An 11,889-nucleotide genomic window follows, 5' to 3' on the forward strand; every position below is an offset into this window, starting at 1 on the left:
GAGAGACGCTAGGCGGGGAGGAGCTCCCTGCCGCCCCCCGGCGACCACTGGATCTTGAGAAGGGTGGCGTCGTCCTGGAGACGTCCGCGCTGGTGGTCCAGGACGTCGCGGAGCACCAGCCGCAGCGTCTCGGGCGGCGGCGTGGCGACGGAGTCGTGCTGCTCGATGAGGTCGATGAGCCGCTGGAGGCCGAAGAACACCCCGGCGTCGTCGCGGGCCTCGGTGATGCCGTCGGTGAAGAGGACCACCTGGTCGCCGGGGCGCAGCTGCACCCTTCCGGCGGTCGCCTCCTGCCCGCCGAGCCCGAACAGGGGGCGGCCGGAGTGGTCGAGCACCTCCAGCACCTTTCCGTCGCGCAGCAGCAGCGGGTGGGGATGGCCGGCGTTGAGGTAGTGGAGCACCCCGGTGGCGGTGTCGAGCCGGGCGAGCACGCCGGTGGCGTACCCGGCCGAGTCGGTCTGCTCGGCGAGGACCCGGTCGATCTCGCGGGCGCAGTCGCCGAGGTCGGCCCCGCGCCGTCGCTGGTTGCGGTAGGTGGCGAGCACCACCGAGGTGAGGAGCCCGGAGGTGAGGTCGTGACCGGCGCCGTCGAAGAGGGCGAGGTCGACGCACGTGCCGTGGACCGCGTAGTCGAAGGCGTCCCCGGCCACGCGCTCGCTGGGCTCGAGGAGACCGGTGATGACGACGTCGTCCGAGGCGTAGGTCAGCGGCGGCAGCAGGTTCCACAGCAGCTCGGCCTCGACGGTGCGGCTCGCGCCGCCGCGGGTCCGGGTGATGTTGTCGCCGTAGGGTGTCATGACAGCCACGAGGTGACCGATGAGCAGGGACGCCCACCGCAGCGTGGCGGTGTGGTCGGCCGGCCGCCGGCCGCCGGGCTGCCGGACGGCGGTGAGCGTCCCGAGCCGCTCCACGCCGTCGAGCAGCGGCACCCAGGAGGTGTCGCCGTCGTGGACCGGCCGCATGGTGCGGAAGGCCTGCCCGGCAGGGGTGTCGAGACCGAGCTCCTCCCTCCCGTCGCCGAGCGGGACCAGCCACCGCTGGTCGAAGGTCACGAGGTGGGCGCTGAGGTCCCAGCCGAGCATCCGCCCCGCGTCGGCGACGACGGCGGCGAGCTGGTCGGGCGTGGCGCGGTGCGACCCGTCCAGGAGCGTGGTCAGGAAGGCCAGCACTGCCTTGTCCGGGTCGTCGTGGTTCACGCCCGCAGCCTACGCGGCTCCGGCGCTGGAGGACGGAGCCGCGTAGCGCTCAGCCGAGCGTGTGGGGCAGGTCTCCCGGCTCCTCGCCGAGCACGTGCTCGGCGAGGAAGGCGAGGTTGACGTCGTACCAGACCTTGGCGTTCTGCGGGGTGAGGATCCAGTGGTTCTCGTCGGGGAAGTAGAGGAAGCGGTGCGGGCTCGCGCCGTTCTCGTCCGCCGGCAGCTCGGACGAGGCGAGCAGCTCGTACCAGAGCCGCAGGCCCTCGCCGATCGGCACGCGGTAGTCCTTGTCGCCGTGGATGACGAGCATCGGGGTGCGGATGTTGCCCACGTGCAGGTGCGGGGAGTTGGCCAGCGCCATCTCCGGGGACATCTCCCGGCCCCAGTACCAGGCGGCGTCCGTCGTCGGCCCGAAGGCGTCCAGCGCCCACAGGCTCGCGTGGGTGACGACGGCGCGGAAGCGGTCGGTGTGCCCGGCGACCCAGTTGGCCATGTAGCCGCCGAAGGAGCCGCCCATGGCGGCGGTGCGCGAGGCGTCGATGTCGGCGCGCTCCTCCACCGCGTCGGTGACCGCCATGAGGTCGGTGAAGGGGGCCGCGCCCCAGGCGCCCCAGCCGCGCTGGACGAAGTCCTGCCCGTAGCCGGTCGACAGGGCCGGGTCCGGCAGCAGCACGGCGAAGCCGCGCGCGACCATGATCCACGGGTTCCACCGCCACGACCACGAGTTCCACGAGCCGAGCGGTCCGCCGTGGATCCACAGCAGCAGGGGCGCCGGGGCGTCCGGGCCGGCGCCCTCGGGCAGCGCGAGCCAGGCCCGCACCCGCGCGCCGTCCGCGGCGGTGGTCTCCACCTCGGTGAGGGTGCCCGGCAGGGCCGGACGCTCGACTGGCCCAGCCAGCGCCGTCACCTCGACCGGGCCGGTGAGGTCGGCGAGGTCGATGCGCACGACCTCGGCCGGGTACTCGTACGAGGCGCGCAGCGCGTACGCGGCCGTCCCGTCCGGGGCGACGACGACGTCGCTGAGCGCGCCCTCGTCGGTGAGCCGGGTGACCGCACCGGTGTCGAGGGCGACGTGGAAGAGGCGCGAGCGGCCGTCGTCGTCGGCGACGACGAGCAGTCCCGAGGAGTCGGGCAGCCACTGCAGCTGGGCGGGCCACCGGTCCCACTCGCGGGTGAGGGCGCGGGACTGCCCGCCGGTCGCGTCGACGACCTCGACCCACATGTGCGGCGCCTGCTCGGCCGTGCTGAGCGCCTCGCGCACGTAGGCGACGAGCCGGCCGTCGGGGCTGACCCGCGGGCCACCGACCTCCGCGTCGGTGTCGTCGACGAGGACGGTGCGGGCGCCGTCGGCGAGGTCCACGCGGCACAGCTGGGTGCGCACGGCGCCCCGCGCCACGGGCACGTTCCACGTCGTGACGAGGAAGCTGCCGTCGGCCGCCAGGTCGGTGGACGCCTCGGTGAGCGCGCCGCCCGCGGCGGGGGTGAGGTCGCGCAGGGCGTGGCTCCCGCGGGGCGCGGCGTCGTCCTCACGCTTCTCGTCGCCTGCCGGCTCGGCGGCGTAGAGGCGGGGGAGGTCCGGGCCGAGGTCGTGGTCCCAGTACCGCACCGGGTAGGCGCTGTGGAGGATCGCGCTCACCTTGCGCTCGGTGCGCTCCGTGCGCAGGCGGTGGTCCTCGTCGACGTCGCCGGCCGAGGGGAGCGTGTTCGCCACGACGACGACGACGGCGGCGCGCGCGGCCGCGCTGACGCCCGAGATCCCGCCGGGGTGGGCGGCGAGCATGCTCGCCTCGCCCCCGGCCGAGGGCAGCGACCAGACGGCGGGCGTCGCGTCGTCGTCGGTGCCGCGCTTGGCGACGAAGAGGAGGTCGCCGTCGGCGGTGAAGGTCGGCTGGGACTCCCCGCTCGGGCCGTGGGTGAGGCGGCGGGCGGGGCGCTCGCCCGCCGGGTCCACCTCCCACAGGGCCGGCTGGTAGCGGGTGCGGTCCTCGTTCAGGGCGCTCAGCGTGGTGACGAGCCGCTGCCCGTCCGGGGAGATCGCCAGCCCGCCGAGGCGGGGCAGGGCGATGTAGTCGTCGAGGTCGTGGAAAGGAGTGTCGCTCACGGACCTGTCCTATCACGTGACCCGTGCCACCCCGCCCGCGTCCCGTCCCCCTCCCCCGCGAGTACGCACCTACGGTCACGGGCGCGCGGGTGCCGGCCGTCCGAGGTGACCGGATGTGCGTACTCGGCTGGGGGTCAGTCGTGCCAGAGGGTGACGAGGACCTTGCCGGACTCCTGCGAGTCGCGGGCGACGGCGAAGGCCTCGACCGCCCGCTCGGCGGGCAGCTCGTGGGTGACGACCTGCTCGATGCCCGGCTGCGCGTCCAGCAGCGCGACCGCCGCGTCGATCTCGTCGCTGAACCGGAAGGAGCCGTGGACGGTGAGCTCCTTGGAGATGACGGGGGCGAGGTTGAGGCCCGTGGGCTCGTCCGGCACCATCCCGAGCTGGACGTGGACCCCGGCCCGCCGGGCCGCGCGGAAGGCGGTGTTGATCGACGCGGGCACGCCGGAGCACTCGAGGACGACGTCGTAGGTCTCGGCCGGGACGTCCTCGCGAGTCACGTCGATGGTGGCGTGCACGCCGAGGGCGCGGGCGCGCTCGAGCGGCCCGGGCAGCACGTCGGTGGCCGTGACCTCGGCGGCGCCCCCGGCGAGGGCGGCCGCGGCGGTGAGCAGCCCGATGGGCCCGGCGCCGGTGACCAGCACGCGCCGTCCCTCGACCCCGCCGGCCAGGGCGACGCCGTGCATCCCGACGGCGAGCGGTTCGGCGAGGGCGGCGCGTCGCAGCGGCAGCGAGGCGGGCAGCACCCGCACCATCGAGCGGTCGACGAGGAGGTACTCACTCATCCCACCCTGGGTGTGCGGCCAGGTGGAGGCGCTGCCGAGGTAGGCCCCGCCCGGCCACAGGTGCGGGCGGTCCTCGACGCCGGGACGCACCACGCCGAAGGTGGCGGGGTGGACGGTCACCGGCGTGCCGGCGGGGAGCTCGCCGGAGGGGTCGAGGTCCACCGTCCCGGACACCTCGTGGCCCGGCACGAGCGGCTCGCGCACGACGAAGGCCCCGTTCGCGCCGTCGTCGTAGTAGTGGAGGTCCGATCCGCAGATGCCGGCGTAGGCCATCCGGAGCCGGACCTGACCGTGCCCGGGCTCGGGCGTGGGGACCTCGACGAGCTTGAGGTCCTCCTTGCCCCTGATGACGATCGCGCGCACGAGGCCTCCTCCTAGACGACGGCGGTCATGCCGCCGTCGACGAAGACGTTCTGCCCCGAGACGAAGCTCGCGGCGTCCGAGCACAGGTAGACGAGGGTGCCGACGAGCTCCTCGACGCGGCCCCAGCGGCGGGCCGGCGTGCGGTCCACGACCCAGCGGGTGAAGTCCTCGTCCTCGACGAGCGCCCGGTTCATCTCCGTGGCGAAGTAGCCGGGGGAGATCGCGTTGACCTGGATGTTGAAGCGGGCGAGGTCGGCCGCCATGCCCTTGGTCAGCATGACGAGCCCGCCCTTCGTCGCCGAGTAGGGCGCGATGGTCTGCCGGGCGAGCTGGGACTGGACCGAGGCGATGTTGACCACCTTGCCCGACCCGCGCTCGGCCATCCCCCGGGCGATCTGCTGGGAGACGTAGAACGCGCTGCTGAGGTTGGCCGCCACGACGTCGTCCCAGTCACCCGGGTCGAAATCGTTGAACGGTGCGCGGCGCTGGATGCCGGCGTTGTTGACGAGGACGTCGGGCACGCCGTGCTCGGCGAGAAGCGTCGCGACGCCCTCCCGCACGGCCGCGGCGTCCGTGACGTCGAAGCTCACGGCCGGCACCTGCGCGCCGTCCCCGGCCGCGGCGACCTGCTCGCGGGCGCGGGCGAGCGCCTCACGGTCGCGTCCGTGCAGGACCACCCGGGCGCCGTGCTGAGCCAGGCCGGTGGCCAGCGCGAGTCCCAGGCCGCGGGAGGAGCCGGTGACGAGCGCGAGCCGGCCGGTGAGGTCGAACAGGGTGCTGGTCATGCCCGCCCCTAGAAGATCGCGAAGACGGCGAGGGCGAAGAGGAAGCCGACGATCGACTGGATGGTCTGCTGGACCGTCCACGTCTTGAGGGTGGTCTTGACGTCCATCCCCATGAGCCGGCCGACCAGCCAGAAGCCGGAGTCGTTGACGTGGCTGGCGAACACGGACCCGGCCGCGGTGGCGAGGGTGATCGCGACGACCTGCATCTCGCTGAAGCCTCCGGCCGCGACGGCCGGCGCCATGAGTCCGGCGGCCGTGACGAGGGCGACCGTCGCCGAACCCTGCGCCACGCGCAGGATGACGGCGATGAGCCACACGGCGAGGATGACCGGGATGCCGGTGTCCCCGAGCACGTCGGCCAACGCGTCGCCGATACCGGACAGGCGCAGGATCCCGCCGAACATGCCGCCGGCACCGGTGATGAGGATGACGGAGGCGACCGGGCCGAGGGCCGAGTCGACGATCTTCTCCAGCGCGGTGCCGTGCTCGCCGCGACGGTTGCCGAGCACGAAGAGGGCGACGATCACCGAGATGAGCAGGGCCACCGGAGCGGTGCCGATGGACGCGAGGAGCTGGACCCAGGTCTCGGACTCGTCGACGACCCCGGCGGTGCCGAGGAAGTCCAGGCCCGTGTTGAGGAAGATGAGGACGAGGGGCAGGAGCAGGATCCCGACGACGGTCGTGACGCTCGGCGGGTTGACCTGGCGGTCGTCGTCGGTGCTGCCGAAGAGCGCGGGCACGGGCAGGACGACTCGCCTGCCGACGAACGTGCCCCAGAGGTAGCCGGCGAGATACCAGACCGGGAAGGCGAGGACGATCGCGACGACGAGCACGAGGCCGACGTCGGCGCCGTAGAGCTCGGAGGCCGCCACCGGGCCGGGGTGCGGTGGCACGAAGACGTGCATGACCGAGAAGGCCGTCGCGGCGGGGATGCCGTAGAGCAGGACGTTGTTCCCCAGCCGGCGGGCGACGGCGAAGATGATCGGCAGCATGACGATGAGGCCGGCGTCGAAGAAGATCGGGAAGCCGAAGGCGAGGGACGCGATGCCCAGCCCCAGCGGGGCCCGCTTCTCGCCGAAGATGCTCACCATCTTCTCCGAGAGCACCCGGGCACCGCCGCTGTGCTCGATGAGCTTGCCGAGCATCGCACCCAGCGCGATGAGGAGGGCGACGTTCCCCAGCGTGCCGCCGAAGTTCGTCACGAGGGCCGGCACGATCTCGCCGACCGGGATCCCCGTGACGAACGCCGTCAGCAGCGAGACGAGGATGAGCGTGAGGAACGCGTGCAGCTTGAAGACGATGACGAGGACGAGGATGAGGGCGATCGCGCCGGCTGCGATGAGCAGCAGCGGCCCGGCCCCCAATGTCTGAGTCCAACCTTCGATCACGGGAGCCCCCTCAGTGTCGTGGCCCCGGCTCCCCCGCCGGGGCAGCGCCGTCGACGCTGCCTCGCACAGTATCGGTGACGGCCGACACACCCAAGAGGTAGGCGCGACTCGCCGCGTCTGCCCGGTCGCGGGGATGCCGGGGCCGCTAGCGTGGGCCTCGTGGCGGTCGACGACGGCGTACCGGAGCAGGAGGAGCTCCTCGCCGAGCCGGCGAGCTCGGTCGAGGTCGAGCTGGCGCGTGCCCTGTCCGCGGCGCAGCGCCAGATCCACTGGCTTCGGGAGGAGCGTGACCGGTTGCGGGCCGAGCTCGCCGCCGAGCCGCGCGAGGACCGCACCGACGACCCGGCGGACCTGCTCGCCGACGTCGTCGACCAGGCCGTCCCCGAGGCGGCGCGGCGCCTGGCGCTGCGGGAGGCAGCGGGCAGCGACACCTGGGACCGGCTGACCGAGGGCGTGCGCGAGGTCTACCTCTCCCGCGCCCGCTCCGCCGTCGAGGCGGTCGTGCCGGTCTTCGACGCCGCCGTGGCCGCGATCCCCGGCCTGGGCGAGGTGCGCCGTGCCCAGCTGCGGCTGGGCCTGCCACCCGAGGGGGACCTGGCCGGGCTGCTCGACCACGTCCGCGCGGAGAGCCGGGCACGTGCGCTCCAGGAGGTCTCGGAGGACCTGCGCGCGCGGCTGGAGGACCACGAGCTGATGCGCCGGGCCGTGCAGGCGGTCGAGCTCGTGCTCGTCGAGGGTGAGCACATGGCCGCGCAGCACGCCTCGCCGGTCGCGGTGGAGGTCGCCGAGTGGTTCGCCCGGCGGTTGCAGCAGGCGCTCGCCGGCCCCGACGTCACCCTCGGCGACGCGCTCGAGGCCGAGCGGGAGCAGGTGCTCCTCGCCGTCGCCAGCGAGCTCGGCCTGGAGGGGATGGACGCGCTGGCCTGGTACAGCGACATGAGCACGCGTCTGGACGCCGCCGACGAGGCGGAGGAGTAGCGGAGCGGATGCGGCCGGCTCCCGGCTGGGGTAGCAACGGGTCCATGCCTACTGACGCACCCGGTGCCGTCCTGCTCGACATCGACGGGACCCTGGCCGACTCCAACTACGTCCACACCTTCACCTGGGCCCGGGCCTTCCGCGAGGTGGGGCACCCGGTCGACGCCTGGCGCATCCACCGCTCCATCGGCATGGGCGGGGAGCTGCTCCTCGCCGAGCTGCTCGGGGACCGCGTCGACGAGCTGGGGGAGGCCGCCAAGGAGAAGCACACCGAGTACTACGCGCAGGCCGCGGAGGAGGTGCACCGCTTCGACGGCGTCGTCGAGCTCGTCGCCGCGCTCAAGGAGCGCGGGACGAAGGTCGTGCTCGCCACCTCCGCCGCTCCCGCGGAGCTGGAGATCCTCGAGCGGCTCCTCGGGGTGTCAGACGACGTCGACGCCATCACCTCGGCCCAGGACGTCGAGGAGGCCAAGCCGGACCCGGACCTCGTGCAGAAGGCGCTCGACGCGGTCGACGTCCCGGCCGAGCGGGCCGTCTTCGTCGGCGACACCGTGTGGGACGTCGAGGCCGCCGCCCGGGCGGGTGTGCCGTGCGTCGGCGTGCTCACCGGCGGCGTCGGTGAGGGCGAGCTGCGGGACGCGGGGGCCGTGGCGGTCTACCGGTCCGTGGCCGCCATCCTCGAGGACCTCGACTCCTCCCCGCTGCGCCACGCCTGGGGCGGCTGAGCCCACTCGCCTCGGCAACGTGTGGACTTTCGACCCCAGAGGTCGCAAAGTCCACACGTTGTCCTCGGGTCGGGGCGGTCAGCCTCCCGCCGCGGCGCTCGCGGCGCGCAGGTCGGTGACCAGCTCGGCGAAGGCCTCGTCCCAGCCGCCGCGCCCGCGCAGCCGCAGCAGCGCCGAGGGGTGCGTCGTCACGAGCACCGGCAGGTCCTCGCCGTCGAGGACCTCGCCGCGCACGTCCCCGATGCGCACGTCCCGTCCCAGGACGGCGCGGGCCGCCGTCGCGCCGAGACAGACGACGACGGCGGGGCGCACCGCGGCCCGCTCGGCCGCCAGCCACGGGTGGCAGGCCTCCACGTGCGCGGCCCCGGGCTTCTTGTGGATGCGGCGCTTGCCGCGGTCCTCGAAGCGGAAGTGCTTGACGGCGTTGGTGAGGTAGACGTCCTCGCGGGCGATGCCCGCCGCCTCCAGCGCGTCCGCCAGCACCCGCCCGGCCGGCCCGACGAAGGGCTGACCCTCCCGGTCCTCCCGGTCACCGGGCTGCTCACCGACGAGCATGAGCCGTGCGCCGGCCTCGCCGGCGGAGAACACCACCTGGGTGGCGTCGGCCCACAGCTCGCAGCCCCGGCAGCCGGGCGCCGCGGCACGCAGGGCGGCGACGTCACCGTCCGAGGGCACCCACTCCTGGGCGCCGGGTCGCTCCGCGGCCATGGGCCCACCGTAGGCAGCGGCGTGCCTCGCCGCGCGTCGGCTCGGGCCTGCGGCGCCCGTACCGTTGTCCCCATGCGCCGCCTCGCCTCCGTGGTCCTCGTCCTGCTCGTCGTGCTCGCGGTCGTCGGCACGGTGGTCGACCGCGTGGCCGTGGCCCGGACCGAGGACCGGCTCCTCGCGGAGGCCCGCGAGCAGCTCGAGCTGGCGCCGGACGCCGACGTCGAGATCGACGGCTTCCCGTTCCTCACCCAGGTGGTGGCCGGGCGGCTCGCCGAGGTCCGCGGCACCACCCCGACGCTCCTCCTCGAGGGCTTCGAGCTGCACGACGTCCGGGTGGCGCTGCGCGGCGTCGCGCCGGAGGCGCCCTACCCGGCGGAGACGGTCGAGATCAACGCCGAGGTGCCCGCCGCCACCCTGCAGTCGGCGCTCAGGGACGCGGCCGACCTGCCCGGTGACCCGCTGCGCGTGGACGTGGCGGACGGGCTCGTGCAGCTGGGCGTCGAGGTGGCCGGCCTGGACCTGGCCGTGGTGCTCGACCCGGTCCTCGTCGACGGCGCGATCGGCCTCGAGCTCGGGGAGGTCTCGGTGGGCGGCGGGAGCGTTCCCCAGGACCTCGTCGACGTCGTCGGTGGCCTGCTCGGCGACGTCCGCATCGACATCCCCGGCCTGCCCGAGGGGCTCGTCCCCACCCGCCTCGAGGTCGGCCGGGACGCCGTCGAGCTGCGCCTCCAGGGCAGCGACGTGGAGCTCGGCGAGTGGGTGGGGTAGTCCCTCAGCGGGCGGCGCCGTCGCGCCCGGCCATCTGCGCGAGCCGGGCGTTGTACTCGGCCAGCGCGGCGTCGTCGTCGCGGTCGGCCTGACGGTCGGTGCGGCGGGTGACGCGCTCCTCGTCCCGGGCCCACGCGATCGCGACGGCGACGGCGAGGGCGAGCGTGGGCAGCTCACCGATCCCCCACGCGATCGCCCCGCCGGCCTCCTGGTCGGCGAGCGCGTCCACGCCCCAGGGCAGGCCGAGGCGGCCGAAGTGGTCCCCGGCGAAGAGGGTGGTGGCCTGCATGACCGAGACCCCGAAGAAGGCGTGGAAGCCCATCGTCGCGAAGAGCAGGAGCAGCCTCATCGGGTAGCGCGGGCGGCTGGGGCCCGGGTCCACGCCGATGAGGGCGCCTGCGAACAGGTACCCGGCCGCGGTGAAGTGGACGACCATGGCGATGTGCCCCACGTGGGTGCTCAGCGCCAGCTCGAAGAGGGGCGAGTAGTAGAAGACGATCATCGAGCCGGCGAAGTTCACCGCCGCCGTCCCCGGGTGGGCGAAGAAGCGCGCCCAGCGGGAGTGGACGGTCGCGAGGAGCCACTCGCGCGGCCCGCGCGAGCCGTCGTCGCGTGCCGGCAGCGCGCGGACGGCGAGGGTGATCGGGGCGCCGACGACGAGGAAGATCGGCACGACCATCGCGAGCAGCATGTGCTGGACCATGTGGGCGCTGAACATGACGACGCCGTAGACCGACGGCCCGCCGGACGTCACCCACGCGAAGAGCACGAGTCCCGTCACCCACGACGCCGTGCGCGGCAGCGACCAGTGGTCCCCGCGGCGGTACAGCCGATACACCCAGCCGAGGTACACGCCGATGCCCGCGACCGCGAGGATCCCGAACAGCACGTCGGGTCGCCACTCGGTGAACCACGCGAGGAGGCTCGGCTCCGGGGGAGCGGCGTAGCCGGTGATCTCCTGCACCGGGGTGGGCCGGCTCACCGGGTCCTGTGGGACGGGGGGTGCGGAGGAGCCGAGCGCCACCGAGACACCGATGACGGCGCCCACGAGGACGACCTCGCCCGCCGCGAGACGCCAGAACGCGGCAGGACGGTCCGTGGCCGCCGGCACGGTGCTGCGACGGTGCACCCAGCCGACGAGCCCGAGGACGACGAACATCACCGTCTTGGTGAGGAGCAGCAGCCCGTAGTCGGTGCTGACGAGGTCCTCGAGGGCCCCCAGGCGCACCCCGCCGTTGACGAGGCCGGAGACGCCGACGAGCGCGAAGCTCCAGCCGGCGAGCGTGGAGAAGCGCCGCACGGCCGGCCCGCGGTCGGCCCCGAGCCGCCGGGCGACGAGGCAGAGCACCGCCAGGCCGCCGGCCCACACGCTGATGGACCCGATGTGCAGCCACATCGCCGAGACGGCGAGGTTGTGGCCCTCCGCGCCGGCGGCGTGACCGGTGAGGGCGATGGGCACGACGGTGGCGAGGGCGAGGACGCCGGCGAGGGCGGCCGCCGTCGGCGTCGCGACCGCTACGCAGACCGTGGCGAGCACGGCGGCCATGACCGTGGCCACGAGGTGGGCCTGGCCCATGGGGATGTCGGTGACGAACTGGGCGAGCTCGGCACCGAAGGTGGGCTCGTCCAGGCTGCGCCCGGAGGTGCGCGCGTAGGTGAGGACGATGCGCACGACGCTCGCCAGGGTCCACACGACGGCGGCGACGGCGGCGACCCGCGCGGCCAGCGACCACGCCGCGCCCTCGACGGCGACCCGCGGACGGCGCCGCTCGTCCCCGCGTCCGGCGTGCGGCAGGACGAGCGCGCACATGGCGAGCGCGCCGATCGTCACGGCCGCGGCACCGTCGGCGACCACGGTGACCAGCGGGACGCCCCAGCGGACGACGGCGCCGGGGTCGAGCACGGCGGAGGGCTGGGCCGCGCCGGAGAACAGGAGCCCGGCGACGGCGAGCACCAGCGCCGCGACCGCGGCCCCGACGAGGGCGAGGGCCGGACGGTGGCGGGGCGCTGGGGCGGGCGTGGACACCCGTCCAGGGTAGATCCAGACTCGGGTGGCATACTCGCGCGGGTACACGGCGCGAACCGGGCGGCA

At 74.3% G+C, this 11,889-nt stretch carries 10 protein-coding genes; 3 read left to right on the forward strand and 7 right to left on the reverse strand.

Features of this window, described 5'->3' with window-relative positions:
• Positions 1-8 precede the first annotated feature (8 nt).
• The 5 genes from DSZ44_RS12265 to DSZ44_RS12285 form a co-directional block, all read right to left on the reverse strand.
• On the reverse strand, positions 9-1,196 hold the full coding sequence (locus DSZ44_RS12265; RefSeq protein WP_110852919.1) for a PP2C family protein-serine/threonine phosphatase: 1,188 nt from the start codon (positions 1,194-1,196) through the stop codon (positions 9-11).
• A gap of 49 nt (positions 1,197-1,245) precedes the next feature.
• On the reverse strand, positions 1,246-3,297 hold the full coding sequence (locus DSZ44_RS12270) for a S9 family peptidase (RefSeq protein WP_110852920.1): 2,052 nt from the start codon (positions 3,295-3,297) through the stop codon (positions 1,246-1,248).
• A 134-nt stretch (positions 3,298-3,431) separates the two neighbouring features.
• Complete coding sequence (locus DSZ44_RS12275; protein WP_110852921.1) at positions 3,432-4,445, reverse strand: L-idonate 5-dehydrogenase; 1,014 nt, start codon at positions 4,443-4,445, stop codon at positions 3,432-3,434.
• Between the two features lie 11 nt (positions 4,446-4,456).
• Positions 4,457-5,230 (reverse strand): glucose 1-dehydrogenase, encoded by a 774-nt coding sequence (locus DSZ44_RS12280; protein WP_110852922.1) that lies wholly within the window; start codon positions 5,228-5,230, stop codon positions 4,457-4,459.
• 8 nt (positions 5,231-5,238) lie between these two features.
• On the reverse strand, positions 5,239-6,615 hold the full coding sequence (locus tag DSZ44_RS12285; protein ID WP_110852982.1) for a GntP family permease: 1,377 nt from the start codon (positions 6,613-6,615) through the stop codon (positions 5,239-5,241).
• Between the two features lie 162 nt (positions 6,616-6,777).
• On the opposite strand from DSZ44_RS12285, the gene DSZ44_RS18335 reads away from it, so the two are divergent.
• Both DSZ44_RS18335 and DSZ44_RS12295 read left to right on the forward strand, forming a co-directional pair.
• Complete coding sequence (locus DSZ44_RS18335; protein ID WP_181424630.1) at positions 6,778-7,596, forward strand: hypothetical protein; 819 nt, start codon at positions 6,778-6,780, stop codon at positions 7,594-7,596.
• Positions 7,597-7,640: 44 nt separating this feature from the next.
• On the forward strand, positions 7,641-8,321 hold the full coding sequence (locus DSZ44_RS12295; RefSeq protein WP_110852924.1) for an HAD family hydrolase: 681 nt from the start codon (positions 7,641-7,643) through the stop codon (positions 8,319-8,321).
• Between the two features lie 78 nt (positions 8,322-8,399).
• On the opposite strand, the gene DSZ44_RS12300 is transcribed toward DSZ44_RS12295, so the two are convergent.
• Positions 8,400-9,029, reverse strand: coding sequence for a UdgX family uracil-DNA binding protein (locus DSZ44_RS12300; RefSeq protein ID WP_110852925.1), 630 nt, complete (start codon positions 9,027-9,029; stop codon positions 8,400-8,402).
• A 72-nt stretch (positions 9,030-9,101) separates the two neighbouring features.
• Between DSZ44_RS12300 and DSZ44_RS12305 the strand changes: the two genes are divergently transcribed.
• Complete coding sequence (locus DSZ44_RS12305; RefSeq protein ID WP_110852926.1) at positions 9,102-9,797, forward strand: LmeA family phospholipid-binding protein; 696 nt, start codon at positions 9,102-9,104, stop codon at positions 9,795-9,797.
• A gap of 4 nt (positions 9,798-9,801) precedes the next feature.
• On the opposite strand, the gene DSZ44_RS12310 is transcribed toward DSZ44_RS12305, so the two are convergent.
• Positions 9,802-11,823, reverse strand: a complete 2,022-nt coding sequence (locus DSZ44_RS12310) for a bifunctional copper resistance protein CopD/cytochrome c oxidase assembly protein (RefSeq protein ID WP_181424631.1) — start codon at positions 11,821-11,823, stop codon at positions 9,802-9,804.
• Positions 11,824-11,889 lie beyond the last annotated feature (66 nt).

The organism is Georgenia satyanarayanai (assembly GCF_900116375.1).
Lineage (GTDB): Bacteria > Actinomycetota > Actinomycetes > Actinomycetales > Actinomycetaceae > Oceanitalea > Oceanitalea nanhaiensis.

Excerpts from the sequence above, each read along its gene's own strand:
- DSZ44_RS12280 (WP_110852922.1), bottom strand. The coding sequence starts at position 5,230 with ATGACCAGCACCCTGTTCGACCTCACCGGCCGGCTCGCGCTCGTCACC.
- DSZ44_RS12295 (WP_110852924.1), top strand. The coding sequence starts at position 7,641 with ATGCCTACTGACGCACCCGGTGCCGTCCTGCTCGACATCGACGGGACC.
- DSZ44_RS12300 (WP_110852925.1), bottom strand. The coding sequence starts at position 9,029 with ATGGCCGCGGAGCGACCCGGCGCCCAGGAGTGGGTGCCCTCGGACGGT.
- DSZ44_RS12305 (WP_110852926.1), top strand. The coding sequence starts at position 9,102 with ATGCGCCGCCTCGCCTCCGTGGTCCTCGTCCTGCTCGTCGTGCTCGCG.